23 protein-coding genes are annotated in these 25,690 nt (G+C 63.6%); 11 read left to right on the top strand and 12 right to left on the bottom strand.

The window, feature by feature from the left end:
• The first annotated feature begins 68 nt into the window (after nt 1-68).
• Nucleotides 69-1,970, top strand: a complete 1,902-nt coding sequence (locus ACSQ84_RS10860; protein ID WP_436211656.1) for a caspase family protein — start codon at nt 69-71, stop codon at nt 1,968-1,970.
• A gap of 13 nt (nt 1,971-1,983) precedes the next feature.
• Here ACSQ84_RS10860 and ACSQ84_RS10865 read toward each other — a convergent pair whose 3' ends face one another.
• Nucleotides 1,984-3,294, bottom strand: coding sequence for an alpha/beta hydrolase (locus ACSQ84_RS10865; RefSeq protein WP_436211657.1), 1,311 nt, complete (start codon nt 3,292-3,294; stop codon nt 1,984-1,986).
• Nucleotides 3,295-3,634: 340 nt separating this feature from the next.
• On the opposite strand from ACSQ84_RS10865, the gene ACSQ84_RS10870 reads away from it, so the two are divergent.
• On the top strand, nt 3,635-4,999 hold the full coding sequence (locus ACSQ84_RS10870) for an APC family permease (protein ID WP_436211658.1): 1,365 nt from the start codon (nt 3,635-3,637) through the stop codon (nt 4,997-4,999).
• 86 nt (nt 5,000-5,085) lie between these two features.
• On the top strand, nt 5,086-6,261 hold the full coding sequence (locus ACSQ84_RS10875; RefSeq protein WP_436211659.1) for a hypothetical protein: 1,176 nt from the start codon (nt 5,086-5,088) through the stop codon (nt 6,259-6,261).
• Nucleotides 6,262-6,303: 42 nt separating this feature from the next.
• On the opposite strand, the gene yidD is transcribed toward ACSQ84_RS10875, so the two are convergent.
• Nucleotides 6,304-6,663 (bottom strand): membrane protein insertion efficiency factor YidD, encoded by a 360-nt coding sequence (gene yidD / locus ACSQ84_RS10880; RefSeq protein ID WP_436211660.1) that lies wholly within the window; start codon nt 6,661-6,663, stop codon nt 6,304-6,306.
• A gap of 246 nt (nt 6,664-6,909) precedes the next feature.
• Here yidD and ACSQ84_RS10885 point away from each other — a divergent pair, with 246 nt between their 5' ends.
• Entirely contained in the window at nt 6,910-7,845 is a 936-nt protein-coding gene (locus ACSQ84_RS10885) for a hypothetical protein (protein WP_436211661.1), read from the top strand.
• Between the two features lie 129 nt (nt 7,846-7,974).
• On the opposite strand, the gene ACSQ84_RS10890 is transcribed toward ACSQ84_RS10885, so the two are convergent.
• From ACSQ84_RS10890 to ACSQ84_RS10900, 3 genes are all read right to left on the bottom strand, one after another.
• The gene (locus ACSQ84_RS10890) at nt 7,975-8,400 is read right to left on the bottom strand and encodes a type II toxin-antitoxin system VapC family toxin (protein ID WP_436211662.1); all 426 of its coding nucleotides are present in this window, start codon (nt 8,398-8,400) and stop codon (nt 7,975-7,977) included.
• A complete protein-coding gene (locus ACSQ84_RS10895) occupies nt 8,400-8,657 on the bottom strand; it encodes a type II toxin-antitoxin system Phd/YefM family antitoxin (protein WP_436211663.1) in 258 nt (85 codons plus the stop codon). Before ACSQ84_RS10895 ends, ACSQ84_RS10890 begins: the two co-directional genes overlap by 1 nt.
• A 98-nt stretch (nt 8,658-8,755) precedes the next feature.
• A complete protein-coding gene (locus tag ACSQ84_RS10900) occupies nt 8,756-9,199 on the bottom strand; it encodes an iron-sulfur cluster assembly scaffold protein (RefSeq protein WP_436211664.1) in 444 nt (147 codons plus the stop codon).
• Nucleotides 9,200-9,434: 235 nt separating this feature from the next.
• Between ACSQ84_RS10900 and folE the strand changes: the two genes are divergently transcribed.
• Nucleotides 9,435-10,142: a GTP cyclohydrolase I FolE gene (folE, locus tag ACSQ84_RS10905; protein WP_436211665.1), complete on the top strand. Its 708-nt coding sequence runs from the start codon at nt 9,435-9,437 to the stop codon at nt 10,140-10,142.
• A gap of 28 nt (nt 10,143-10,170) precedes the next feature.
• The gene (gene hisI / locus ACSQ84_RS10910) at nt 10,171-10,599 is read left to right on the top strand and encodes a phosphoribosyl-AMP cyclohydrolase (protein WP_436211666.1); all 429 of its coding nucleotides are present in this window, start codon (nt 10,171-10,173) and stop codon (nt 10,597-10,599) included.
• A 127-nt stretch (nt 10,600-10,726) separates the two neighbouring features.
• On the opposite strand, the gene ACSQ84_RS10915 is transcribed toward hisI, so the two are convergent.
• Complete coding sequence (locus ACSQ84_RS10915; protein WP_436211667.1) at nt 10,727-11,647, bottom strand: hypothetical protein; 921 nt, start codon at nt 11,645-11,647, stop codon at nt 10,727-10,729.
• A 247-nt stretch (nt 11,648-11,894) separates the two neighbouring features.
• Between ACSQ84_RS10915 and ACSQ84_RS10920 the strand changes: the two genes are divergently transcribed.
• The gene (locus tag ACSQ84_RS10920; protein WP_436211668.1) at nt 11,895-12,101 is read left to right on the top strand and encodes a hypothetical protein; all 207 of its coding nucleotides are present in this window, start codon (nt 11,895-11,897) and stop codon (nt 12,099-12,101) included.
• A 283-nt stretch (nt 12,102-12,384) separates the two neighbouring features.
• On the opposite strand, the gene ACSQ84_RS10925 is transcribed toward ACSQ84_RS10920, so the two are convergent.
• Nucleotides 12,385-13,368 carry a Bug family tripartite tricarboxylate transporter substrate binding protein gene (locus ACSQ84_RS10925; RefSeq protein ID WP_436211669.1) on the bottom strand — a complete coding sequence of 328 codons (984 nt, stop codon included), beginning with the start codon at nt 13,366-13,368 and terminating at the stop codon, nt 12,385-12,387.
• A gap of 254 nt (nt 13,369-13,622) precedes the next feature.
• On the opposite strand from ACSQ84_RS10925, the gene ACSQ84_RS10930 reads away from it, so the two are divergent.
• The 3 genes from ACSQ84_RS10930 to ACSQ84_RS10940 all read left to right on the top strand — a co-directional run bounded on the left by ACSQ84_RS10930 (nt 13,623) and on the right by ACSQ84_RS10940 (nt 18,057).
• On the top strand, nt 13,623-14,810 hold the full coding sequence (locus ACSQ84_RS10930) for a CaiB/BaiF CoA transferase family protein (protein ID WP_436211670.1): 1,188 nt from the start codon (nt 13,623-13,625) through the stop codon (nt 14,808-14,810).
• Nucleotides 14,811-15,545: 735 nt separating this feature from the next.
• Nucleotides 15,546-16,583 carry a transglycosylase SLT domain-containing protein gene (locus tag ACSQ84_RS10935; RefSeq protein ID WP_436211671.1) on the top strand — a complete coding sequence of 346 codons (1,038 nt, stop codon included), beginning with the start codon at nt 15,546-15,548 and terminating at the stop codon, nt 16,581-16,583.
• A gap of 298 nt (nt 16,584-16,881) precedes the next feature.
• Entirely contained in the window at nt 16,882-18,057 is a 1,176-nt protein-coding gene (locus ACSQ84_RS10940) for a DUF2336 domain-containing protein (RefSeq protein WP_436211672.1), read from the top strand.
• 172 nt (nt 18,058-18,229) lie between these two features.
• Here ACSQ84_RS10940 and ACSQ84_RS10945 read toward each other — a convergent pair whose 3' ends face one another.
• The 5 genes from ACSQ84_RS10945 to ACSQ84_RS10965 all read right to left on the bottom strand — a co-directional run bounded on the left by ACSQ84_RS10945 (nt 18,230) and on the right by ACSQ84_RS10965 (nt 23,412).
• Complete coding sequence (locus tag ACSQ84_RS10945) at nt 18,230-18,808, bottom strand: Hpt domain-containing protein (protein WP_436211673.1); 579 nt, start codon at nt 18,806-18,808, stop codon at nt 18,230-18,232.
• A 27-nt stretch (nt 18,809-18,835) separates the two neighbouring features.
• Entirely contained in the window at nt 18,836-19,381 is a 546-nt protein-coding gene (locus ACSQ84_RS10950; RefSeq protein ID WP_436211674.1) for a response regulator, read from the bottom strand.
• A gap of 263 nt (nt 19,382-19,644) precedes the next feature.
• The gene (locus tag ACSQ84_RS10955; protein WP_436211675.1) at nt 19,645-20,424 is read right to left on the bottom strand and encodes an NAD kinase; all 780 of its coding nucleotides are present in this window, start codon (nt 20,422-20,424) and stop codon (nt 19,645-19,647) included.
• A 122-nt stretch (nt 20,425-20,546) separates the two neighbouring features.
• Complete coding sequence (locus ACSQ84_RS10960) at nt 20,547-22,700, bottom strand: adenylate/guanylate cyclase domain-containing protein (RefSeq protein WP_436212269.1); 2,154 nt, start codon at nt 22,698-22,700, stop codon at nt 20,547-20,549.
• Nucleotides 22,701-22,740: 40 nt separating this feature from the next.
• Nucleotides 22,741-23,412 (bottom strand): hypothetical protein, encoded by a 672-nt coding sequence (locus ACSQ84_RS10965; RefSeq protein ID WP_436211676.1) that lies wholly within the window; start codon nt 23,410-23,412, stop codon nt 22,741-22,743.
• Nucleotides 23,413-23,737: 325 nt separating this feature from the next.
• On the opposite strand from ACSQ84_RS10965, the gene ACSQ84_RS10970 reads away from it, so the two are divergent.
• The gene (locus ACSQ84_RS10970; RefSeq protein ID WP_436211677.1) at nt 23,738-25,333 is read left to right on the top strand and encodes a S10 family peptidase; all 1,596 of its coding nucleotides are present in this window, start codon (nt 23,738-23,740) and stop codon (nt 25,331-25,333) included.
• The last annotated feature ends 357 nt before the right edge of the window (nt 25,334-25,690 follow it).

The following is a 25,690-nucleotide window of genomic DNA, read 5'->3' on the forward strand; positions in this document are numbered from 1 at the left end:
CGCGTCCCGGCGTCGTGACAAGGTTCGCCTCGCATGCTTTTCTCGGCTAGGGGAATCCGAGGGGGAAGATGGTGGGAAACGGCAAGACCGCGGCTTGCGCCGCTTTGGTGCTGCTTCTGCTTGCTGCCGCGGCAGCCGCAGACCGGGCAATCGCACGTGACCGCCCAACCGATTGCAAGGTCGGTCCGCTGAAAAGTACTAGTGAGCTGGATGACCGCATCGCGGCCTGCACGATCCTGATCGACTCCAGTCGTTCCGCGGCGAAGCTGGTGCTGGCTCTGTCGTACCGTGCACAAAACCTCCTCAACCAGAAGAAATGCGACGCCGCGTTGGCCGACCTGATGCGCGCCAAGGACGTCTCGCCCTCCAGGAAGGGCTCCGCCTATTACGATCTGCATTTGTGGATCTCGTACTATTGGCAGCACTGCAAAGGCGATTTCGATCGCGGCATCGAGGTGCTGAACGAGGCCGCTGCGATCCTGCCCCGGGATCCCGCGGTCTATAACCAGCGGGCCAATCTGCTCAGCGACAAGGGTGACCACGCCGCGGCGCTTGCCGACATCAACAGGTCGATCGCCTTGATCAACAACGATCCCTATCGCGCCTCGGCCTACAACAACCGCGCGCTGATCTGGAAGACGATCGGGGAATATGAAAAGGCGGCGGCCGATTTCGGCGTTGCGATCAAGCTCGCGCCCAAAAACGCCAAATATTATGCCAATCGCGGCGAGGCCTGGCGTCGCACCGGAAATCTGGCGCGCGCCCTGCAGGACCAGGACCGCGCCATCGAGCTTTACGCGGGCGGGCCCGGCGTCGCCCTTGGCCTGACGCTGCGCGGCGAGACGCTGCGTTATATGGGCGAATACGACCGGGCGCTTTCCGACTTCAACCAGGCCGTCCGGATCGAACCGGACTTCGCGCCGGCGTTCACCGGCCGCGGACTGACGTTCGAGCGCACCGGCGATATCGAGCGCGCCAAATCCGAGTTCCGCGCGGCGCTGTCGATCAGCGAGAACTCCGGCCGGGGCGATATCTCGAAATCCGCACGCGAAACCGCCGAGGCGCGTCTTGCGGCACTTTCCTCCGGCGCACCGCAGCCGACCATCCTGCCGGCCCCTGCCAGGGCGACCTCGACCACTTCGGTGCCGACGCCGCGCGTTGCCACACCCGTGGTGGCCCCCGCGATCGTCAAGGCGACCGCTGCGAAACAGGGCCGCCGGGCGGCGCTGATCATTGGCAACTCCGCCTACAGATCGGTCAAGGCGCTCGACAACCCACATCGTGACGCCGAAAAAGTCGCCGGCGCATTGCGCGCGATCGGCTTCGACAGCGTCACGGTCGCCACCGACGTGACGCGCGAGAAGATGACGGAGGCGCTGCGCACGTTTGCTGCGGCGGCGGACAAGTCCGATTGGGCCATGGTCTACTATGCCGGCCATGGCATCGAGGTGAATGGCGTCAATTACCTGATACCCGTCGATGCCAAACTGGCATCCGGCCGCGACGCCCTGTTCGAAGCCATGCCGCTGGATCAGGTGATGGCGGCCATCGACGGCGCCAAGAAGCTCAAGCTCGTGATGCTCGATGCCTGCCGGGACAACCCGTTTGCGAACTCAACGACGGCAGCTCAGGCGCCGGTGGCTACCGCGCCGGTGCCGGCTTCAAACCAGGACAGCACGCGCAGCGCGAAGACGCGCTCGGTCGGCCGCGGGCTCGGCGAGGTGAAAGTACAGGGCGCGTCGCTGGTCGTGTACGCGGCCAAGCATGGCGAGACCGCACTGGACGGCGAGGGCGATTATTCGCCGTTTGCCGTCGCGGTCGTGCAGCGGATCGCGACGCCGGGCGTCGAGATCAACAAGCTGTTCCGTCTGGTCCGTGACGACGTGATGGAGGCGACCGCCGGACGGCAGGAGCCATATACGTACGGCTCGCTGCCCGGCCGCGAAGACTTTTTCTTCGTGAACCGGTGAATCTTGCGGCCGGTTACCGGTTCGTCGCCGACGGTGCGCTGGCGATCCTGGTCAGCTGAGGCGAGGCGGCCATCTTGACCAGTACGTCCTTGACCGGATGCTCGGTCCAGGCCTGCGTGACATAATCGCGATGCGTGACGCCATTGGGCGTTTGCACGAACACCACACTGCCGGGGCGCAGCGGCCCATCCATGTTCTCGGTGACGGTGATGCCCTTGTCGCGCAGCATCGCGATCAGTTCCTGGTCGCGCCGCTTGGTGTAGCGGGTATAGGAACTGACGAAGAAGCCGGAACGGTTGTTCGCGATCCAGGACGCGAACTTGTCCAGTTCGCCATAGATGGCATCGAGCAGGAACACGCCGCGGACGCGGTTGGTGGCGCCGCCGACCTCGAGGCTCCAGGCGGTCGGCAGGAAACCGCCGCTATAGCCGACGATGACGATCGGCATGTTGGCGAACGCCTGCGCCGATTTGGGATCGCCGGTCAGGCGGGCGAGGTGGCTCGCCGATTCATCCATGAAGCGCTTGAAGCCGCCCGGCTGCCAGAACTTGCCGGCGCTGGAATCGGCGGCGTTCACCGCCAGCTGCGGCGCCAGCAGCACGGCGTTGACGCCGGAATCCGAAATCTGCTGCGGCACCAATTGGCGGTCGCGGACGTCACGTTCCAGCGTCGCGCCGTTGCCGTGGAAGAACACCACGATCACGCCGGGCTTGCGGACGTCGAAGGTCTCGGGGACATGCACCAGCACGCGGCTGTCGTTGTAGGTCTCATCCTGCCAGTAGACCCGGCCGCCATAGCTGCGATGGCCCTTGCGCTCGCCCTTGCTGATGTTGAGGAACGGCGCTTCGGAGCGCGGATTGGTGCCGAAATAGGGGAAGGCGGAGGACTTCATGCTGACCAGCGTGGTCAGCTCTTCGCGCTCGGTCGGCTGCGGAAGGGTCATCGCGGGATTGAGTGAAGCCACCCTGACCGGCTCGGTGCGCACCTTGCGTTGGGACGGCGAGGGCGGGGCCAGCGCGACTTGCCGCTGCACCAGGCTTTCGTCCGCCGTTGGGAACCGGTCGTTGAACTGCGGCTGCGGGAAGCGGTCTTCGAAGCTGTCACCGGCGCTCGCGTGGGCGTTCGCCGCCAGCATGCCGGCAGGGGGCGCCTTGCCGCATTGAACCAGCACAAAGGACAGCGGTACAAAAAACGAGGCGGCCGCGATCCAGTGCCATCGACGGGGCTGGGTACGGTGACGGGGCTGGGCACGGTGCTGCGTTGCCGGGAAAACCACCCGGTGCGCGCGATCATCGATCTGGAATTTCGGATCCGCCCCGACCATCCACCCACTGCCCCAAGGACCACCTGAGAACCACCTGAGAACCACCCAAGCTCCACCGTTAAACCGGCGTAACTCGTTCGTGTTTACGCGACGTTAAGCTTCCGGAGGAAAACTCCCCACCTCCGGAAGCCCAGAAGAGACCATCCAATCGTGTCCTGATTGTGCCCCGCCATCTTGTTTTCGCAATGTCGGGGTGCACTGGGAAGGTCAAAGGCGATCTGTTAGGTATATTGATACCTAAATCGTTGCCCGATTTAAATCATTGTTAACGCTGCTTGAATTGGACGGCTCCAGCCTGCACCATGACGGTTCAGGGTGCGGCGCTGAAGGTATGGTCGACATGGCGGCATCAGAAACGGGCACCGCGGCGTGGTCCGGCCCGCGTCCCGGCGGCGTGTCGGTCGTGGTCGCGATCGCCATCGTCGTTGCCGACATGGTCGGCGTTGGCGTCTTCACCAGCCTTGGCTTTCAGGTCAAGGACATCCCCTCCGGGTTCTCGATCCTGTTGCTGTGGACGGTCGGCGGCGTCGTCGCGCTGTGCGGGGTGTTTGCCTACAGCGAACTCGGGGCGATGTTTCCGCGCTCCAGCGGCGAGTACAATTTTCTCGGCCGGGCCTTTCACCCGGCCTTCGGTTTTGTGGCCGGCTGGGTGTCGGCGACCGTTGGCTTTGCGGCACCCGTCGCGCTCGCCGCAATGGCGTTCGGCGAATACGGCAAATCGGTCGTTCCGGACGCCCCGCCGCTGGCGCTCGCCATCGGCGTGGTCTGGCTGGTGTCGCTGGTGCAGCTCACCGGCGTCAAGCACTCCAGCACCTTCCAGCTGATCGCGACCATCCTCAAAGTGGTGCTGATCGTGGCCTTCCTGGTCGCCGGATTTCTGATGGCGACGCCGCAGCCGCTGTCGTTCGCGCCTTCCGCCTCCGACTTCTCCCACATCGTCAGCGCGCCGTTCGCCATCAGCCTGGTGTTCGTGATGTATTCGTTCTCGGGCTGGAATGCGGCCACCTACATCATCGGCGAGGTGCACGAGCCGGAGCGCAACGTGCCGCGCGCGATGCTGGCGGGGACGCTGGTCGTGCTGGTGCTGTATGTCGCGCTCAACGCGGTGTTCCTGCACTCCGCGCCGATCGACAAGCTGGCGGGCCAGCTCGACGTTGCCCGGGTTTCCGGCAGCTACATCTTCGGCGAGTTCGGCGGCCGCATCGTCGGCGCGATGATCTGCTTCGGGCTGATCTCCTCGATCAGCGCGATGATGTGGATCGGGCCGCGCGTGATGATGACCATGGGCGAGGACATTCCGGTGCTGCGCCTGTTCGCGCGGCGCTCGACCGGCGGCGCGCCGGCCTATGCCATTCTGTTTCAGCTGACGGTGGCGAGCCTGATGCTGTTCACGCGCAGCTTTGAAGCCGTGCTCGAGTTCATCCAGTTCGCATTGTTGTTCTGTTCGTTCTTCACCGTGCTCGGCGTCATCAAGCTGCGCATCACGCATCCCGACCTGCCGCGGCCTTATCGCGCCTGGGGATACCCGGTCACCCCGGTGGTTTTCCTGCTCGTGACCGGCTTCATGATGTACTATCTTTTGACCGAACAACCGCTGCGCGTGTTCCTTGGTGTTTTGATCATGATTTCAGGACTTTTGATTTACGCCGTTTTCCGCCAGCGGACCGTTCAAGACCCCGTGGCCGCGTCTGCGGGCGGCGAATGAAGATGCACGCCTCGTTGAGAATAGCCCCGTTGAGATCTGCCCCGTTGAGAATTGCCTCCCTGAGAACCGTGGCGCTGGCGGCCGCGATGTTGTTCGCCGCTATGTTGCCTGCGCGCGCCGCCGACCCCGCGACCGCCAACGATACCGCCAAGTTTCTCGCCGGCATGATGCCCTCGGCCGACTCGCCGCTGCTGCCGCTGACCAGGGATCCGTCCTGGCAACGCCACGCCAAATTCTTTGACAACGCGTTCGCGCAGCTCGAGCAGCGGCAATTGTCGAAGATCCGCGCCTGGGCGGATACCAATCTGGCGGCGCCGCGACCGACCATGTTCTACATGTTCTCGGGGCCGGACTTCCTCTATGCCAACGCCTTCTATTCGAAGGCGACGACCTACGTCTTGAGCGCGCTGGAGCCGACGGGTTCGGTACCTGACCTGACGAAACTGCCGCGCGGCGGCGTCGGCGCTGCGCTCTACAGCGTCCAGCGCTCGACGAGTTCGATTCTGAGCTTCAGCTTCTTCATCACCAAGCAGATGAAAACCGATCTGAGTGCCGGCCAGATCAACGGCACGCTGCCGGTGCTCTATGTGTTCCTGGCGCGCTCCGGCAAGACTATCCGCAGCGTCACGCCGGTGGCGCTGGACGACAAGGGAGCGGCGTATTTCGGCAACGAGAACCCCGGGCCGAACGCGGTGCGTGGCGCGCGCATCATCTTCGCCGGCAGCGATGGCGTGGAAAAGACGCTGTATTACTTCTCGACCGATCTTTCCAATTCCGGCGTCAAGGTCACCGGCTTCCTGAAATTCTGCGACACGCTGGCGCCCGGCAACAGCCTGATCAAGAGCGCTTCCTATCTCCTGCACTCCGGCAACTTCACCACGGTGCGTGATTACATCCTCGCCAAAAGCGCCACCATCATCCAGGACGATTCCGGGGTTCCGCTTCACTACTACAGCCCGAAGAAATGGCGCCTCTTCCCGTTCGGCCGTTATGCCGGCCCGATCGGCGAGTTCCCGGGACGGTTTCAGCAATCCTATGCCGAATTGTTCCGGCGCGCGCAGCCGATGGATTTCGGCATCGGCTATCGCTGGCGCACCCATGAATCGAATTTGCTGCTGGCGGTCAGGTTGCCCGACGATGGCTCTGCTGGCCAGGAGACGTCATCGGCCGAGCCGCCGCCGCCGCCGCCACGTCCCAGAAAGCCGCGGCCGCCGGCGCCGGTCGAGCCGCAGCCGAGAAGCGGCTTCTTCTTCTGGCGCTAGCCTGTCCGGCAGAATTTCATTGCGTCCCTTTCGCCAACGCCGTTACGGTGCGTTGACGCCGCGCCAGCGTCCGTAGCGCCAGGGAAGATACCATCGCGCGCCCGGCGGTGTTGCGAGCGGGACGTTGTCGATGCCGGAAGTGCCCCACGGCTGACAGCGTAACAGCCGGGCCAGCGTCATCCATCCACCGCCCCAAAGCCCGAAGCGTTCGATGGCCTCGTCGCCATAGACCGAGCAGGTCGGCAGATGCCGGCAGTTGTAGCCGACCAGCGGCGACAGCGTGTGGCGGTAGATCCAGATCAGCGCGCGCCCCGCATTGCGGGGGAAGCGCCGCACGGTCGTGGCACAATCCGTGCATTGTGATTTGCCGCACTGTGATGAGGGCGTGAATGGATGCTTCATGGGCCTGGCCGAACGATCTCCGTTATCTTGCGGGGGTTCCAAAGCAAGGAACTGAACATTCGCAGATATTTACGCCACACTTGGGAATTATCCGATGGTTTGGTGGCGATGCAGCAAAGGTACTATGGACGGCCACAAGGCGCACGGTTACGTTTTCGATAACGCTGGTATGACAGAATCATGTGGCGTTGATGAAGTGGGGCCATTGCCGTTGCTCGGGTTGAGGGCTTGGGGGAAGGAACCAAATTGAGGTTTGTGACGTCGCTTAAAATTCGCGGCCTGGCGCTGCTCGGTGCCACCGCCCTTTGTCTCGCATTGCCTGGCGCGATCACGGCGCCGGGCAATTCGGCGCACGCCGGCACCAGCCTCGAAGAACGCAAACTGCCGATGCGCTTCAAGTGGGTCGCGTGCCAGCCGGATTGCAAGGGCTGGGTCTCCGCCGTCGGCATCGTCACGGCTGACAGCCCAAGGGCGTTCGAGGAGTTTGCGCGCGATCGCCAGCTTGGCGGCGCCACCATCGTGCTCGATTCCAGCGGCGGTTCGGTCAACGATTCCATCACACTCGGCCGCAGGTTCCGCGCTCTCGGGGCGATGACGACGGTCGGCACCACCGTGCGCACGCAGACCGCGCAGGGCGAACGCGCCCATGTCGTCCCTGAAGCCTACTGCGAGTCGATGTGCGTGTTCCTGCTGCTATCCGGCAAGACACGCTACGTGTCGCCGGCCTCCCACGTCCGCGTGCACCAGATCTGGATGGGCGATCGCGCCGACGACGCCAAGGCCGCAAGCTACACCGCCCAGGATCTGATGATCGTGGAACGCGACATCGGCCGGCTCGCCAAGTTCACCTTCGACATGGGCGGAACCGGCGACCTGTTGTCGCTCGCGCTCAGCATACCGCCGTGGGAAGATTTGCATAAATTGTCACCCACTGAATTGCGGCTCTCCAATCTCATCACGACCGACGCTGTCAGCGACGTGCTGCCGCGTGATTCCTCGACGCCGGTTGCCGAACTGAAGTCGAAGCCGACGCAGGATCGCTTCGTCAGTTCCGTGGTCGAGGAACAGGCGCCCGCACATCCGGCGAAGTCGACCAAAACAGCCGAAGCCGCCGCTCCAACCGGCGGCACCGCCGCGCCCGCGCAGCAGCAGACTCAGCCGCAACCGCACCCCGCGAAATAGATTCATCCCCTCATGGTGAGGAGCGCGCTCCTTGCGCGCGTCTCGAACCATGTGGCCGATAGCCGGGCCTCGTCCTTCGAGACGCGGCGCAAGCGCGCGCCACTCCTCCAGCGACAACGGCGAAGTTCGTTAGCGAGTACCCGCCCGGCGCGATCCAAACGGATCGAGCACGGCGACCCCGGAGGGCTCGAAATCCGATACGTTGCGCGTGACGACGGTGAGCCCGTGTTCGAGCGCCGTGGCCGCGATCATGAGATCGGCGCTGTCGTTGCCGAGAGCGGCGCTCAGGGCGCCCCAACGCCGCGCAGTTTGCAGGTCGAATGGCACGACTCGCTCGCCGTAAAGCGTCAGAACCCGGTCCAGCCAGTCCGCAAGAGCGGCCGCGAAGCTTGGATCAGTCGTGCGCTGTCGCGTAATGCCGCGCTCTATTTCGCCAATGCTGATGACGCTGACGAAGAGATCGGTTGTTCGCTGCCGCTCAAACCATTTGACGACCATCGGATCGCGCCTGCGCTTGCGCAGTTCAGATAGCGTGACGGTATCGATTAGGAACATCAGAGTTCGAGGTCGCGCAGGCGCACATTGCGGCGCGGAAATTCGCCATCGTCCTGTGGCATGGCGAGCAGCGCATCGGCAAAGGACGGTGCTTGCGCGCGTTCGAGGTGCCGCAAGCGCTCGTACTCCACAACATCAATCACGACTACGGCGGGCTTGCCGTGCTTGGTGACCGTCTGCGGCACGCGTCGCGCGGCTTCAACCACCTCGCTGAAGCGGTTCTTTGCATCCTGCACCGACCAACTGCGCTGGGCCATGCCTGGTTCTCTCTCTAGCTAGAATTTCTAGCTAGAATATACTGAAGACTTGTCACGGTCAAATGGCGCCGCGAGAAGGCGGGTTAAAAGAACCCGCCCTACGCGAGCTGCTTCGCCCTGGCCTCGATCTGGCCGATCGCATCGACCACTGCATCGAAGGTCAGCATGGTCGAGGCGTGGCGGGCTTTGTAGTCGCGCACCGGTTTGAGCAGCGCGATGTCGGACCATTTGCCCTGCGGGGGTGAGCCGTTTTCCTTCAGCATCTTGCGAACGCTCTCGCGCAGTTCGCGGAGTTCGCTCGCGGTCGAGCCGACGACATGGCTTGCCATGATCGAGGAGGAGGCCTGCCCGAGCGCGCAGGCCTTCACGTCATGGGCAAAGTCGGAAACCACCGGACCGTCCATCTTGAGGTCGATCTTGACGGTGGAGCCACACAGTTTGGAATGGGCGGTGGCGCTGGCGTCGGGGTCGGGCAGGCGGCCCAGACGGGGGATATTGCCGGCCAACTCGATGATGCGCTTGTTGTAAATGTCGTTCAGCATGGAGCAAGGTCTCGGGCCCGTGGGCGGAACCGCCCTTGGCGGCTGGGTTTCACCGTCCTATATATGGGCGGTCATGGTGGAAATACAGTCCGGCCATGTTGCCACGGCGGCCTGATTGGAAGCCAATTCTACCCCGGTGGTGCTAGGAACAAGGGGACTCAGGCGCCCGGCGGCAAATCCGCCCCGTCTGCCCGGTGACACTCCGGTCCCGCAGGACCGGTCGAACGGAGAAGACATGGACGCATTGATCAAATCGCTCCGGCCCGGCAAGGCTGCCGAGGTCAAATCACCCGACGTGGCGCCGGAAACCCGCCCAACCGAACTCGATCCCGCCGAATTCCTGGCCGCTGCCGTCCGGGCCGATCAGCCGCGCCCGTCGCGCGCCGAGGCCGAATCGGCCGTGCATACGCTGCTCAGCTATATTGGCGAGAACCCCGGCCGTGAGGGCCTGCTGGACACCCCGCGTCGGGTCGTCGAGGCCTTCGACGAACTCTATCAGGGCTATCATCAGTGCCCGGCCGAGGTGCTCGACCGCACGTTTGGCGAGACGGCGGGCTATGACGATTTCGTCCTGATCCGCGATATCGAATTCACCTCGCAATGCGAGCATCACATGATGCCGTTCTACGGCCGGGCGCACATCGCCTATACGCCGGTCGAACGGGTCGTGGGATTGTCGAAGCTCGCGCGCCTGACCGACATCTTCGCGCGCCGCCTGCAGACGCAGGAGCATCTCACCGCGCAGATCGCCGCCGCGATCGACGAGGTGCTCAAGCCCCGCGGTGTTGCGGTCGTGATCGAGGCGGAGCATACCTGCATGTCGGTGCGCGGCGTCGCCAAGCACGGCGCGATGACGTTCACCAGCCGCTATACCGGCATGTTCCGCGACAATCCGGCGGAGCAGGCGCGTTTCCTGTCCATGGTGCGAGGACCGAATCGGTAACCTCGCCTGAGTCTTCGCGAGGCCCGCTGTGTCCACACCCGCAGATATCAACGACCGTGAAGAAGGGCTGGCGTTCCAGCCCAAATTCGACGCGTCGGGTCTTCTGACCTGCGTGGCGACCGATGCCGCGACCGGCGACGTGCTGATGGTCGCGCACATGAATGACGAGGCCCTGCGCAAGACCATCGCCAGCGGCGAGGCCTGGTACTTCAGCCGCTCGCGCAAAGCGTTGTGGCGCAAGGGCGAGAGCTCCGGACACACCCAGCGCGTGGTCGAGATGCGAATGGATTGCGATCAGGACGCGATCTGGATCCGCGTCGAGCAGCATGGCGCCGCGTGCCACACCGGCCGGCAGTCGTGCTTCTATCGCGCGGTGACGACGGGCGACGGCGGCACACAGCTGTCGTTTGTGGATGCGGACCGGCTGTTCGATCCGAACGCGGTGTATCGGAAGTGATCCGTTGCTCCGCAGCGACCGTTTCGTGCCAAACTCGGAAGTAGTGCGTTGTCCAACCGCCTCGCCCATGGGCATCGGCCGCGCGAGATTGATGATCATCTCAGCGTTTGTAACTTGCGGCTGTTTACTAGACACCTGAGGCTTGCCGTTCCTTCGCTTCGTAGTATTCGGCTGAGAACTGAATTGACCATTGCGAGAAGAACGAACGCAATTTCTGAGTAGGCTTTTCCACGCCGAAACGTTCGGCGACATGAGCCTTGCGAAGCCACCTTACCGCCGATGCGAGGCCGGCGGTGCGCTCGAGCCTCTCAATCGCCGCGAGGCCAGCGGTCTCTGCTTGCCGATAGCGAAAACCGGCCTTTTTGATCACATACAGGCTCCTGATGGTCTCATAGCTCTTGAATGCGCGCTGCACGAACGGATGTTTCCTGGCCTGTGGCCAGGCTGCCGGGTACACCGGCAGCACCAACAGCTTGCTCTTGGCGATGACCGTTGCCAGCGGATGCAAGAGTTGCATCCAGGCTGGCCAGGACGTGACCTTGGCAAACAATACTACGTGCATCGCCGTTGCAGCTCCGAAAGAAATCGGAAACCAAAGTACCGCGCCCAGGATCACGAGCAGTGCAGTGTTCGGCGTCAGATGCCGGCATTTTCGGAAAACCCATGCCATCCCGCTTTCAAAGGCAACGTACACAGCATGTTCGAACGCCCGATAGCTGATCTTCCGCCGGAGCCACGACCAGTTCCGGCGGATCGATGTGCTCCACTGTCGACGTTTCGTCTCGGAAAGAGGAAGAAAGCGCAACGCGCCGCTCATGGCAGTAACGATGACATTGCCAAGAATCCTGATGGCAAAGAGCGGAAGCCAGACAATCTGCATTGCCAATGGGAAGGCGTAGTCGAGCAGCCGCATCAAGATCGAAAGAATGAAACGCAGGATTTTGTTTGCGGCGAGCGCGACAGAAACGAGTGGGATGATCAAGACATCGTCGAGGGCGCCGCGGAAGCGGCTTTCTTCTGTCCATGTCGGATTATGATCATGGGTCACGGTGCAACGGCTCCGGGCCGAAGACAGGGGATCATGCTGGCTCAGACTAGCACATTGTAAGGGGCAGCAGGTGGCCTCGGATACGGCTCCTTGGAGCGATGGCCGACCTTACGCCGCATCACAGCAATATCTACCCAGCGCCAACAGCGGACATCGTGGTAATTTGGAGTAAATTTCATTTAATCGACTAATCCATGATTTCGAAGTTGTGAGCGATCACCAAAAGACCTGTGGTAGATTGGGCAAAATGGCATCCACGGAACCCGATGACCGCGCGACCGCTGCGGCGCCGCTCATCGTCAATGGCTTGACTGTCCGCCCGCGCGAGAAGATCAAGCTGTGGCACTACGGAATCCTTCTGCTGCCGGACTTTGCGGTGCTTCTCGTCATCGCCGGTCTCGGCATGCGTCTGTTGCTGCGATATCTCGATGCCTATGGACCGAACGACAGTTAAAGCCGGGAGCGCGGTGCTATGACAAAACGAGTAAGGCTGCCACTGATTGTGTTGGGACGCAGCATGGCGGCCTCACCTGCGACTGAAGAAAGCCCTACAATCATCTTCGAGCTAGAGGCTGAGACGGGTGGGATTCTTGAGCTCGAGTTCTCTCTTCGCGCGGAATTCTCAGCACAATCTCGCTCGCTCGCGGCTGGCCTCTTCTGCGAGAGGAGCTTGCTCAGTTAAACCCGCCGAGCTACCTCTAGATATTCCGACCGGCGCTCTCGTCGCCGCTCGGCGATTACTCCGATGGTTTGACGCCAAGATCGCGCAGGATACCGAGCATCACGTCACTGTCGCGCTTGAAAATACGAGCGGTCGTCTCAAGATTGGCCGGGTAACTCAGCAGAAAGTTGTTCAGCATCTGCTGGACCTTGGAGTCGGATCCGGCCTGGATCAATAGCTCCGAGATCCGCTGGACGACATCCTGCGGCGTTCCGGTTGGTACGGCGAAGGTGGTGAATGCGCGCAGGTCGTAGAAGTCGCCGACGGCGCCCTGTTCAGTCATTGTAGGCGTGTCCGGATACGGTGGCAGGCGGCTGCCTACCACGCCGATCAGGTTTCCGGTTCCCGCCTGTATGACGGGTGCTGCTGCGGCATAGCTTCCTGCCGCGCCATCCAGCGTCTGCCCCGCGATGTCATTCCACATCGGCGCCTCGCCGCGATATTGGATGACCTGAAATTGAATGCCGTATTGCTTCGCCATTGTCGCTATCAGCACGTGCGGCGTCGAACCCACGCCATACGATCCCCAGTTCAGGCTGCCGAATTTTTTTCCATATTCAATGAACTCGCGAAGATTTTTTGCGCCCGTCTTCTTTGCCGCCACCACCGGACCCCCGGCGCCGCTGACCATCGTCAGATAAATGAAATCCTTTTCAGGATCGTACGGGAGGTCCTTCACCGTAAGACGGTTCTGAATCAAAGACGAAGAAATCGTGCAGAGGAGGGTGGTACCGTCCGGTTCTGCGCGCTTGGCTTCCGTCACGCCGATGACGCCACCTGCGCCGGCCTTGTTTTCGATGATGACCGGCTTTCCCACCTGCCGCGCCAGGTAATCACCGAAAGCCCGCGCGATGCCGTCGGTCTGGCCGCCGGCCGGATACGGCACGATGATGCGAATTGGGCGAGCCGGCCACGCAGATTGCGCCACGGTCTTCGCGGACGGGGCGCACAACACCGCCGCCGAACCCGTCACGAACGTTCGCCGTGTCAGCTTGTTCATTTTCCTGCCCGTTGTTTTCTTGTCATTCGCCCGTCTGCGAAGAGCGAGCTTGAGTCAAACCTAGCACAGAATTTCTGACCTTGGCTTGGTGGACGAATTGAACGGCGGTGTAAATCAGGCGAAGACCGCTGAGGTCTGACTGATATTCCGCACGGTGGACTGTGTCCGCCAGGAATCAAAAGTTGACGTCGCGTTGCTGCCTTGCCGCGGAAATCATTCCCTGTAATCTGGCAAAAACATGAAGGATGCGATCGATGGGGGGAGTTCTGGAGGGGGTGCGCGTCCTGGATTTCGGGCGCTACATCGCGGGGCCGTATTGCGCGACATTGCTGGCCGAGTTCGGCGCCGAGGTCATTCGCGTGGAAAAACGCGACGGCAGCGAAGATCGCTTCGTGGCACCGGTCGGCGAAGCTGGCGAAGGCGCGCTGTTTCTGCAGATCAACCGAAACAAAAAGTGCATCACGCTCGATCCGATGAAGCCGGAGGGGCAGGAGGTGATGCGTCGGCTGGTTGCAACCGCGGACGTGGTCGTCGCCAACCTGCCGCCGCAGACCCTGCGCGCGATGAAGCTCGACTACGATTCATTGAAGGCGATCAAGTCCGACATCATCCTGACGACGGCAACTGCATTCGGTGGGCCGGGGCCGTGGTCCGACCGCGTCGGTTTCGACGGTGTCGGACAGGTCATGTCGGGTTCGGTCTACATGACCGGCGCCGGCGATCCGCCTTACCGGGCCGCGGTGAACTGGGTCGATTTCGGAACGGCGCTGCACTGCGCGTTCGGGACGCTCGCCGCTCTGATCGAACGCGCCAAATCCGGGCGCGGGCAGATCGTCGAGGGCGCGTTGCTTGCAACCGCGTTGTCTTTCACCAACGCGACGCTGATCGAGCAGGCGGTGATCAAGGCCAATCGCGTTCCGACCGGCAATCTCGGCCAGACTGCGGCACCAGCCGACATTTACCGCACCAAAGACGGCTGGGTGCTGTGCCAGGTCACGGGTCACCCGCTGTTCATTCGCTGGGCAAGGTTGATGGGTGAAGAGGACCAGTGGCTCAGCGATCCGCGCTTTGCGGACGACATCAAGCGCGGCGACAACGGCCCGGTCATCAGCGAACGGATGGCGCGCTGGTGCGCCGAGCGCACCACGCAGCAAGCCGTCGACACGCTGGGGGAAGCGATGATTCCGGCCGGACCGGTGCTCAGCCCGCAGCAGGCGCTCGATCATCCGCATATTCGCGCCGCCGGCTTCATGCAGGATGTCGATTATCCCGGCCTGCCGGTGCCCGCGCCGGTCGTAAGAGCTGCTGTCCGGCTGTCGGAAACGCCGGGTGAAATCTCGGCGCGCCCGCCGATGCTTGGCGAGCATACCGATCTTGTCCTGGCCGATCTCGGCTATGACCCGGCTGCCATTGCGGCGCTTCGGCAAAGCGGTGTTATTTAGCGGATGAGCGGCATTATGGCGCGAACGCCCCGAGGAATTCGAAAGCAATTTGAGCCGGCGATCGTCATGTCATTGCCGACAGGCCGCGACCTGAAGAAGTGGCTTTGCCGTTAAGGGCGTGGTGGGACGAGTCGCCTGGCCGGCACGTCATTCCGAGGGGGCTGTGGGATTCTGTCACGAACCTCAGGGCGCGAAGGCTCGCGCATTCGGTTGAATTGAACCATCCAAGCGGCGAGGCGCTGTAAACTTCGCTGCCACGCGGTCAGGGATGGTTCTACTGGCTCATCGTCATCCATAGTCTCGACCATAGGCGTGAGTGCGTTTACGATCAGTTTCTGGTCCCGAGACCGTCTGCGGTGGCGCCGATCAAGCCGGAAGAACCGGTAGTCCCGCTGGGATCAAGTGGCGGGCTGTCCGGTTCTAGATTGGCGGCAGGCGCACTGCCGTAGTTCCCCCGTCGGCCCCGGCGCTTCCCCCCGAGGCTGGGGCCGTTTTCTTGGAACATCCGGGCACACCGAGAGTCGATTTCAAAGCTCCTGGTTCAATCTCCCCAAGCCCCCATGAAGAAACCCGTTGGGTTGACGGCCTTGGTGCAGCGTAGCGTTTCAGCGCCGGGCCGTTTGTTCTTAACCCCCCATTAACCATAACCGTCCCAGTGTGGCGCGGTATTGGGCGCTGATTGCGATTTTCGCACAGGCCGCGCGGTCGTTTCGCGGGGAGCGGGGCACCAGGAACATGTCGGTCGACACATTGAACGCCACGGCAGGTGTCGATCCCACGCGCGCCAGAATCGCGGGCTCGATCAAGCAGGCCGCCTCGACGTCAGGCGCGAGCTTCGAATATCTGCTCACCACCGCCAAGATGGAATCCAACTTCAACCCGAAGGCGGCCGCCACCACCTCGTCGGCGCGCGGGCTGTTTCAATTCATCGACCAGACCTGGCTCGGCACCGTCAAGGAAGCCGGCAGCCAGCTCGGCTACGGCAAATATGCCGACGCCATCACCCGCAATCCGTCCGGCAGCTATTCGGTCAGCGATCCCGCGGCGCGCTCCGCGATCATGAAGCTGCGCGACGATCCCGATGCCGCGTCCTCGATGGCGGGGGTGCTGACCCAGTCGAACAGTTTCAAGCTCACCGGCAAGATCGGCCGCCGCCCCAGCGACGCCGAACTCTACATGGCGCATTTCATGGGCGTCGGCGGCGCGGGAAAACTGATCTCCAGCGCCGAGGACAATCCGCAGGCTTCCGCGGTGCGGATGTTTCCGGCCGCCGCCGAAGCCAACCGCTCGATCTTCTACGATCGGTCGGGCCGCGGCCGCAGCGTGTCTGAAGTCTATTCGGTATTGAACTCGCGCTACGCCAGCGCCGCCAACTCGCAGGCTACGCGCACCGCCATGGCAGTGGTTGGCGGCGATCTGCCGCGCCGCATCACGGTCGCGAGCGCCACGCCGGCGGCCCCCGCGATCGACAACGCGGCCTATCTGTCGAGCTTTCCGGATTCCCGCAGCGTGACCCCGGTCGCCGCGGCATCGCAGACCGCGTCCGCGCAGCCCGAGCCGATCTTCCGCTCGTTGTTCCAGGCCGGCGAACGCAGCCAGCCGATTTCACCGGCGGTGCAGGAATTGTGGGGCAGGGGATCCTCGCTGACCGCGGTCGCCTCGGCGACCTCGGTCGCCTCAGCGACGCCGACGGTGTCGGGCCAGAAGCCCGAAGTCCGCGCACCCGGCCGGCTCGATCTGTTCAGCGATCGCAACGGCACGTTCAGCTCCTAATTCCTCATGGTGAGGAGGCGCTCTTGCGCCGTCTCCGGACGATTACATCGCCGGGCGAACCATGAGGCCCAGCTTTAACACCCGCAGCCCATCCTTCGAGACGCCACGCTATGCGTGGCTCCTCAGGACGAGCGCGAACTTGGGGAGACCGGCGAGCAGGTCATCTCCGCCCCCTTAACGAAACGTCAATAATCCCAAACATTTATGGTGAACTCTTTGTTAAGCGTCATGGTTTATTTTCTATGACAGGGGCATCGCGTCACGGTGTCGTTTTCGGGTTGCGTAGGCCGGCAGGACCATGATCGTTCGGCAGTTCATTAGTTGGATACGCACCGCTCCGGCAGGCGAGCGGGCAGAGGCAACGCGGGCGTTGGCGCGGGCCTGGTTGATTTCAGATCTTTCCGAGGACGATCGCGCCGCCGCCGAGGGCGCGCTGCTGATGCTGCTCGACGATCCATCGCCGCTGGTCCGCCAGGCCATGGCGCAAGTGTTCGCGCGCAGCGCGGATGCGCCCGCCGCGATCGTGCAGGCGCTTTCGCTCGACCAGCCGTCGATCGCGCTGCCGGTGCTCGAACATTCGCCGCTGCTGATCGACGCCGACCTCGTCGACCTCGTCGCGACCGGCAATGGCGAGACGCAATGCGCGATCGCCCGCCGGGTCAACCTGCCGCCGTCGGTATCCGCCGCGATCGCCGAAGTCGGCTCGGCTGCCGCAGCGCTCGAGCTGATCGAGAACGCCTATGCGGAGCTCGCGCCCTTCTCCTGGGACCGCATCGTCGAACGGCACGGCCATCTTGCCGCGATCCGGGAATCGATGCTGGTGCTGGAGGGATTGCCTTCCGCCACCCGCCTGGCGCTGGTCGCCAAACTTTCAGACATGCTGGCGCAGTTCGTCGTCGCCAAAAACTGGCTGAGCCCGGACCGGGCAGGACGACTCGCCAGCGAAGCGCGCGAGCGCTCGACCGTGAACATCGCGGCGCGTTCGCGCGGCGAGGACATGCAGGGGCTGGTGCAGCACCTTCGCGCCACCGGCCAGCTCACCGCCGGCCTGATCCTGCGCGCGCTGCTGTCGGGCAATCTCGAACTGTTCGATGCATCATTGGCCGAATTGTCCGGGCTGCCGCACGCCCGCGTCACCGCGCTGCTGCACGACCGCGGCGGCGCCAGCCTGCAGGCGCTGCTGATCCGCGCCGGCCTGCCGGAATCCACCTTCGCCGCCTTCAAAATCGCACTCGAGGTCAGCCACGAGACCGGCTATGTCGACACGTTGGGTGGTGCGGCGCGGCTGCGCCGCCGCATGGTCGAGCGCGTCCTGACGCATTGCGAAACCGACCGCAAGGCCGCCGAGCCGCTGCTGATCCTGCTGCGCCGCTTTGCAACCGAATCGGCGCGCGAGGAAGCCCGCCTGTTCTGCGACGAACTGGTGGCGGAAGACGCGTTCGCGCCGATCGGAAGCGAGTTGATCGCAGCCTGATATTAGATCCCTAAGCCAAATCCAGAGCCGTCATCCTGAGGTGCGAGCCCTCTTAGGCGAGCCTCGAAGGATGGATTTGAGCCCGTGGCCATCCTTCGAGGCGCGCAAAGAAAGAGCGCGCACCTCAGGATGACGACTGAGCATGCGGACGCAAGCGCGGGTTCGCTTACGTCTACTCCGCCGGAATAATACTCGGCGCCAGAATCGCTTCGAGATGTTCGGGGCGGTCGCGGTTGGCGTGGGTGAGGAATTCATCGGCGATGCCGCGCAGCGAACGGCTGAGCACGCCGGCGGTGGCCGCGGTGTCGAGCTTGGTGCGCTCGCGCACGATGGCCTGGATGGCGTTGATGTGATGCGTGATCAGGTTCGAGGGCACCTGGTCGAGATCGGGCGCGTGTTCGATGATCCGGCACAGACTTTCGGCGGCGGCGCCCGCGGAGGGGAAGCCGAACGTCGCGGCGTCACCCTTGATGTCATGGGCGGCGCGGAACAGTTCTTCGCGGTTATCGTCGCTGAATCCGTCGCGCAGAATGGCGGCGTGGGCGGCGGAAAGCCGGTCGGCCTCGATCGCCATCCAGTTCTTGAATTCACCGGACAGCCCGGCCAGCGCCTTCTCGGCGCGTCCGACCGGGTCGTCGAGATCGGATTCGGGAACGCGCAACAACACCTTGCGCAACGGGTTGGGCTGCGTGATCACGTGGTGATCGGCGAAGGTCTTGACCTCCAACTTCCCGGGCTTCTCTTTCGCCATGATGGGTTCCCCAAAAAGTTTCGCGCGCTAGACGCTGGATCGCGCCTTGTCGAGCAGCGACGGCTGCTGCATGACCTCCACTTCGCCGCCAATGCGGCGTTCGGGGCCGATATAGGCGTTGCTGGTGTTGCGCCGGCGGTCCGGGCCGAAATAGGTCTTGGTCTTGATGAAGGGCCGCGGATTGGCGACGACGTTGAGAATGCGCTGATACAACCCCTTGGCCGAGATCGGCTTGGCCAGGAATTCGGTGACGCCGGCGTCGCGCGCCACCGTCACGCGCCGCTTCTCCGAATGGCCGGTCAGCATGATGATCGGCGCGTAGGGGTTGCCCTTGGATTCCGGCTGCCGGATCATCTGCGCCAGCTCCAGCCCGTCGAAGATCGGCATCGCCCAGTCGGTGATGACGATGTCGGGCACGTAATGGCTGTACATTTCGAGTGCGGTAGCGCCGTCCTCGGCTTCATAGGCCTCGCGCGCGCCGAACGAATGCAGCAGCGTCCGCAGGATGCGGCGCATATGCGGGTTGTCGTCGCAAATCAGAAATCGCAGCTTGTTGAAGTCGATGCGATACATGGTCCGGCCCTAAATGGGTACCGGGCAACACGGTACACCCGGCGTTAACCATATCGCGGGGCGGGTTAACGAATGGTTGCGAAAGGGGGGCGGCGCGGGGGGCGCTGGTAGCAGCTTTGTCGCCGCTCTTCCAAGACGTCGTCCCGGCCTTGAGCCGGGACCCATAGCCACCAAACGTCGTTGTTGCGGAAGGTGTCGGCCACCTGGCTCTAACCGATAGCACAACGCGGTATGGGTCCCGGCTCAAGGCCGGGACGACGGGGCTAATGCCCGAACTGCTCGCGCAGGATGCGTTCTTCGAGGCTGTGGCCGGGGTCGAACAGCATCCGCATCGAGATCGACTTGTCGGACAGCACCTCGACGCGGCGGACGTCGCGCACTTCGTCGTTGTCGGCCACGGCGGCGACCGGACGCTTGCCGCCCTCGAGCACTTCGATGACCACGAAGGCGGTGTTGGGGAGCAGGGCGCCGCGCCAGCGCCGCGGCCGGAACGCGCTGATCGGGGTCAGCGCCAGCAGCGCCGCGTTGATCGGGAGGATCGGCCCCTGCGCCGACAAATTATAGGCGGTAGATCCGGCCGGCGTCGCCACCAGGATGCCGTCCGCAATCAGTTCGGCCATCCGTTCGTGCTCGTCGATCAGGATGCGCACATGCGCCGCCTGATAGGTCTGGCGAAACAGGTACACTTCATTGATGGCGTGATGCAGATGCACCTGATCGTGAATGTCGGTGGCGCGCATCAATAGCGGATTGATTAGCGTCTCGCGCGCCGCGGCCAGCCGCGCCCGCAGATCATGCGTCGAGAACTCGTTCATCAGGAAGCCGACGGTGCCGCGATGCATGCCGTAAATCGGCTTGCCGGCCCGCATGTAGCGATGCAGCGTTTCCAGCATCAGCCCGTCGCCGCCGATGGCCACCAGGATATCGGCCGTATCCGGGTCGTGATTGCCGTAAAGCCCGACCAGCTCTGCCAGCGCCACCTGGGCCTCGGCGCCCGCGCTCGCGACGAAGGCGATCCGGTCATATCGCTTGGGACTGGCCATCGGTCTGTCGGGCTCATGGGCGCCGGATTGCGCCGCGCTCGTCTATACACCTTGGCGGCGCTTGTCGAGATGGCGAAGCGCGCCTTTGGAGGTGGTGACCTGAACGGAGGGGGCCCGGACCGCTATTTTTCCTGCAGGGTACGGATCGGGTCCCAATCCTCGCCGGGGGGATTTTGCACCAATTCCCGGGCGCGCCGGCTGAACAGCGCTGCCGGCCGGTCGATGTCGGACGAACGCTCGAAACTCTCGGCGGCAAGTGCGAATTCGCGCGCGCGCCAATGCGCCAGTCCCTCGGCGTAGTTCGCCATCACGGCCTGCTCAGAATCCGAGGGCTCGGTCGGGCGCGCCAGCAGTTGATAGATTTTCAGCGCCTGGTTTCGTCCCTTGACTCTGATAGCGTCGAGTTCGCGCCAGGCGAAATCCTCGCCGGCAAGCGCCACCGTCGTTTCCGAAGCGATGATGGTGGTGCCGTAGAACTTGTTGGCGCCCTCCAGCCGCGAGGCGAGATTTACCGCGTCGCTCATGACCGAGTAATTGAAACGCCGCTGCGATCCGAAATTGCCGACCAGCGCCTCACCGGAATTGATGCCGATCCGCTGCGCCAGCTTGTGTTCGTGGAAGGTGGCGGAGGAGCCGTTGAGTTCGGCCAATCGTGTGCAGCAGTCCAGTGCGGCGCGTGCCGCATTGGCGGCATGGTCGGGATCGTCGGCCGGCGCGCCAAACACCGCCACCACGGAGTCGCCGATATATTTGTCGACATAGCCGCCATGGCCTTCGATCACGTCGGTCATCGCCGAAAGATATTCGTTCATCAGCTCCATCAGGCTGTCGGGCGACATCTTCTCCGCGATCAACGAAAACCCTTCGATATCCGAGAAGAACACTGTCACCTCGCGGGTCTCGCCGCCAAGTTCAGGCAGCTTGTTCGACGACAGCATCCGGTTGATGACGTGGGGGGCGAGATAGAGCGCAAAGCTCTTCTGCAGCAGGCGGCGATCCTTGTCGGCGATGACAAAGCGGAAACCGATGATGGAGGCCAGTGCGGCCAGGCTGGCGAGGAACGGCTCGGCCACGGGGAGCGCCAGCGCATGGTTGAAGGCGACCGTGGCGCCGGCAACGCCGGTCACGATCATGACGGCCCAGGCCATCGCCGCGCCGAGCGGTTTCAGCCGCCAGGCGGCAATGGCCGCCAGCGCTGCAAACAGCGCTGATATCAGGAAGCGCGACAGCGGCCCGGGTTCGACCACCGCATTGCGCGAGATCAGATTGTTGACCGCGGTGGCGTGGATATAGACGCCGGCGATCGTGCTGGTCCTGAAACCAGCGGCGACCGGCGTGCTCCCAACCGCGCAGCGCGGCGTGCGTGCGCCCTCGATGCCGGTCGCAAAGCGCTTGGACGTCATGCGGCGGTCTTCGTGGTCAAGAACGGTGCCGAAGATGACGACCTTGCCGTCGAACCAGCGCCGAAAATACTCCTTGTCGTCCTTGACCGCGCAGTTGCGCAGATCGGCAAACGAGAACGTCGGGATGTCGGCCGCGCCGCCCTCGAAATTCAGCGTCAGCGTGTTCGGCACGCGCCCCGGAATCCGGTAACCGGCAAGAATCATCCGTCCCTTGTTGTCGAACTCGGGCGCCGCGCCGAGCGCACGCGCCGCCAGCTCGACCGCCATCGAAGGCACTTTCGTGCCGTTGACAGGGAACGTCAGCGGCATGCGCCGCACCACGTCGTCATGGTCGGTATGAACGTTGAGGGGGCGGATATTCTGCTGCTGCCGCACGGCGATGCGCTGCCCGGCCGAGGGCCGGACCGGCTGGTTGCCGCCGAGCGTCTCGCCCAGCACCACCTTGCCGGTGGTGGCAGCACCTGCCAGCGCCCGCAGGAAATCGCGGTCGAAGCCGCGCACCTTCGCGCCCAGCAGGCTCTCGCCAAACGGGATCTCGGATTGTTCGATCGATGTCGGGATCACCACGTCGAAGCCGGCGACCTTGGCGCCGCCTTCCAGAACCGCGACGAGCACGCGGCCGATCTCCCCGGTCCAGGTCAGCATCGGCGAGCCCTTGAACGGGGCGGTGCGCAGGCTTTCCTCGTCCATCGCGATGACGACAGTCGGGGAGGCCGCCGGATCCTGCCCGCGGCCAAACACTTCCCAGCGCAGCGCCGTGAGGATATCGAGCGAGAGCCCGCGGATCGGTCTGACCGCCGGAGAAACCGAGGCCGCCGCGCAGACCAGCGCGATGGCGGCGACCACCATCTGGTTGCGCGTGCTGCGCCTGATCCTCAAGCTGGCAGGACCGTTCTCGAGGGGCCCGGCACGCCTATTCCAGCCGCAGCAGCCGGCCGACGATCGGCGTCGCGCCAGGTTTGGCCTGGGCGTCGACGCGAAATACGATTTCCGACGATTTGAACGAGGCGGCGTAGAGGCCGCCGGGGACCAGTGCGACGTTCTCGCCGGCGAAATCGACGAACTTGCCCTTGAGCTGGGTGCCGCCGAGCGCAATCTGGTGACGCTCGCCGGCAAGGTCGAGCCGGCGTACCACCAGCGTGCCGCGGCCCTTGGCCTGGACGAACGGCGAGGCGCCGTAAAGCGTGAGCTGCGGCTCCGGCAGGGCAGCGGCTTTGCTGCGGTCGGCGCTGCGAAGCAGGGTGGCGGCGACACCGCTGGTGTCCTTGGTGGTCGCTTTCGCCTGGTTGGAATCGCAGTTGGTCTGCTCTGCCTTGAGCACGGAAGCGTCGACGGTGCTCTGATCGTTGCCGACAACGACGGTGCCGGTTCCGCTGATGGACTCGCGCCGGCAAGACTTCAAATAGCTGAGAACAATCGAGCCGCCGTCTCCGATCTTGATGACGGATTTCGGCGTCACGTAGTCCATGAATTCAGCGCCGGTAACCTTGCCCTGAATTTCCTCAACCACCGCGACCGGCGAATCCGCCGCGGCGGGAGAAGCTAGCGACAACAGGCCGAGGCAAACAACAATCGTACGTTTCATTTGGGTCCCCACTGGAAAGCGCAGGTTCATTAGTCTTGCCGGCGCCAAAATGGTCTCATCGATGAATCAAAAATTTTTGGCCGGATCCGCCAGCGGAACCGACCGATATCACCTAACGGTCGGCGAGGACAACACTGGGGCTTACGGCGGATCAAGCCCGATGCGACGGCTTTTCACGTAATACTGTCGGGATTGTGATCTCAGCGGATTTCTTGCCGTTGTAGCACAGCGCGGCTGTTGCCGTCCGAACTGGAAGCCGTGCCCCAAGAAATCGCCTGACGGGGTCGCGTGACGCAGGGGTTGGTAACAGAGGGAGCACGACCTCATGGCTTTTCGTTTCAGGGCGCAGCGCCATATGCAACTGGCCGTCACGCTGGTGATGCTGGCCTGCGTGGCCGGTGCGCGCGCCGAAGAGGCAAGCCCGACGGCCGTGCCGCAGCAACCCGCCGCGACGCCGACGCCGGGTCCAGCGCTGCCACCGCAAGCGCCGCAAGGCCAGAAGGGCGGGGCACGGCGCGGCGACGCCGCCACGCCGCAGCTGGCCTTCGATCAACACCGGCTGCCGCCGGATTCCACGACCAAACAGACTCTGGAGCTGCCCGGCCGCACGCTGGCCTTCACCGCGACCGCGGGCTCGATCCGGCTGTTCGACGACAAGGGCGAGCCGCAAGCCGACATCGCCTACACCTCCTACCAGCTCGACGGCACCGATCGCGGCGCCCGGCCGGTCACGTTTCTGTTCAACGGCGGGCCGGGCGCGTCATCGGCGTGGCTGCAACTCGGCGCCGCCGGACCGTGGCGGCTGTCGATATCAGGCGGCGGCGCGGTCGCTTCCGCATCGCCCGACCTCTTGCCCAACGCCGAGACCTGGCTCGATTTTACCGACCTCGTCTTCATCGATCCCGTCGGCACCGGCTATAGCCGTTTCGTCGCGCAAGGCGAGGACGCGCGCAAGCGGTTCTACTCGATCGACGGCGACGTCAGTTCGCTCGCGCTGGTGATCCGGCGCTGGCTCGAAAAATACGACCGGCTGCCGTCGCCTAAATTCGTGGCCGGCGAAAGCTATGGCGGTATCCGTGGACCGAAAATCGTCCGCAACCTGCAGACCCAGCAGGGCGTCGGCGTGCGCGGGCTGATCCTGGTTTCTCCCTTGCTCGATTACCGCGATTTCTCCGGCTCCAGCCAGCTGCAATACGTGCACAGACTCCCCACCATGGCCGCCGTTGCGCGTGAAGCGAAAGGGCCGGTGAAATGGACCGATCTTGCCGACGTGGAACGCTATGCGCGCGGTGAGTTCGTGTCCGACCTGCTCAAGGGGCAGGCCGACGCCGAGGCCACGAGCCGGCTCGCCGACAAGGTCGCCTCGTTGACGGGCATCGATCAGGCCGTGAGCCGCAAGCTCGCTGGACGCTTCGAGGTCGGCGAATTCCGCCGCGAGTTCGACCGCCGCAGCGGCCGGGTGATCGGACGTTATGACGCTTCGGTGTCCGGCTTCGATCCCTATCCGGATTCGAGTTCCTCGCATTTCGGCGATCCCTCCGGCGATTCCCTGACGGCGCCCCTGACCAGCGCCGCCGTCGACCTCACCACGCGCAAGCTGAACTGGCGGCCGGACGGCTCGTATCATCTGCTCAACGGCAGCGTCTTCGGTGCCTGGGACTTTGGCCGCAGTCCGGCCGAGTCGGTGTCTCAGTTGCGCCAGATTCTCGCGCTCGACCCGAACATGAAATTGCTGGTCGGCCACGGCCTGTTCGATCTCGCCACGCCGTATTTTGCCTCGAAGATCATCCTCGACCAATTGCCGGCCTTCGCCAGCCCAGCCAGGGTGAAGCTCGTGGTCTATGCCGGCGGCCACATGTTCTATTCGCGCGATCCGGCGCGGCAGGCCTTTCGGTCGGAGGTGGAGGGGATGATGAAGTGAGGGGGGGACGCTAACCCGCTCCCTTGGGAAGCGACGCGAAATGAAATTTTCGCGCACCCGTCTTGAGAGATCAAATTTAAGAATCCGCGCGAAGCGTGGGCCTTGGTATTGAACGGCGCCTTTTCGTACTTACATGAACTTGTGCGATGGCGCCTCGCGCTGTCGCAGCCCTAAGAGCAAATCAGCTTCGCTGATGTGTCTCTGTTTGGGCGTTTCCTCCCTAGACTTGGGCCGCTTGTTCATTCGAGTGGCCCTTTTTCTTTTGCGCATGGATATGCTGTCACGACAGTCGATCCTTCATCGAGAACGTTGCTCTCCAACTCGATCTCGATGTCCTGGCCGATCCCCGCCTTCTGA

This window comes from Bradyrhizobium sp. LjRoot220, assembly GCF_964252915.1.
Lineage (GTDB): Bacteria > Pseudomonadota > Alphaproteobacteria > Rhizobiales > Xanthobacteraceae > Bradyrhizobium.

Coding starts and splice junctions, on each gene's coding strand:
- ACSQ84_RS10860 (WP_436211656.1), top strand. CDS start 69: ATGGTGGGAAACGGCAAGACCGCGGCTTGCGCCGCTTTGGTGCTGCTT.
- ACSQ84_RS10865 (WP_436211657.1), bottom strand. CDS start 3,294: ATGGTCGGGGCGGATCCGAAATTCCAGATCGATGATCGCGCGCACCGG.
- ACSQ84_RS10870 (WP_436211658.1), top strand. CDS start 3,635: ATGGCGGCATCAGAAACGGGCACCGCGGCGTGGTCCGGCCCGCGTCCC.
- ACSQ84_RS10875 (WP_436211659.1), top strand. CDS start 5,086: ATGTTGTTCGCCGCTATGTTGCCTGCGCGCGCCGCCGACCCCGCGACC.
- yidD (WP_436211660.1), bottom strand. CDS start 6,663: ATGAAGCATCCATTCACGCCCTCATCACAGTGCGGCAAATCACAATGC.
- ACSQ84_RS10890 (WP_436211662.1), bottom strand. CDS start 8,400: ATGTTCCTAATCGATACCGTCACGCTATCTGAACTGCGCAAGCGCAGG.
- ACSQ84_RS10895 (WP_436211663.1), bottom strand. CDS start 8,657: ATGGCCCAGCGCAGTTGGTCGGTGCAGGATGCAAAGAACCGCTTCAGC.
- ACSQ84_RS10900 (WP_436211664.1), bottom strand. CDS start 9,199: ATGCTGAACGACATTTACAACAAGCGCATCATCGAGTTGGCCGGCAAT.
- folE (WP_436211665.1), top strand. CDS start 9,435: ATGGACGCATTGATCAAATCGCTCCGGCCCGGCAAGGCTGCCGAGGTC.
- ACSQ84_RS10920 (WP_436211668.1), top strand. CDS start 11,895: ATGGCATCCACGGAACCCGATGACCGCGCGACCGCTGCGGCGCCGCTC.
- ACSQ84_RS10925 (WP_436211669.1), bottom strand. CDS start 13,368: ATGAACAAGCTGACACGGCGAACGTTCGTGACGGGTTCGGCGGCGGTG.
- ACSQ84_RS10930 (WP_436211670.1), top strand. CDS start 13,623: ATGGGGGGAGTTCTGGAGGGGGTGCGCGTCCTGGATTTCGGGCGCTAC.
- ACSQ84_RS10935 (WP_436211671.1), top strand. CDS start 15,546: ATGTCGGTCGACACATTGAACGCCACGGCAGGTGTCGATCCCACGCGC.
- ACSQ84_RS10940 (WP_436211672.1), top strand. CDS start 16,882: ATGATCGTTCGGCAGTTCATTAGTTGGATACGCACCGCTCCGGCAGGC.
- ACSQ84_RS10945 (WP_436211673.1), bottom strand. CDS start 18,808: ATGGCGAAAGAGAAGCCCGGGAAGTTGGAGGTCAAGACCTTCGCCGAT.
- ACSQ84_RS10950 (WP_436211674.1), bottom strand. CDS start 19,381: ATGTATCGCATCGACTTCAACAAGCTGCGATTTCTGATTTGCGACGAC.
- ACSQ84_RS10955 (WP_436211675.1), bottom strand. CDS start 20,424: ATGGCCAGTCCCAAGCGATATGACCGGATCGCCTTCGTCGCGAGCGCG.
- ACSQ84_RS10965 (WP_436211676.1), bottom strand. CDS start 23,412: ATGAAACGTACGATTGTTGTTTGCCTCGGCCTGTTGTCGCTAGCTTCT.
- ACSQ84_RS10970 (WP_436211677.1), top strand. CDS start 23,738: ATGGCTTTTCGTTTCAGGGCGCAGCGCCATATGCAACTGGCCGTCACG.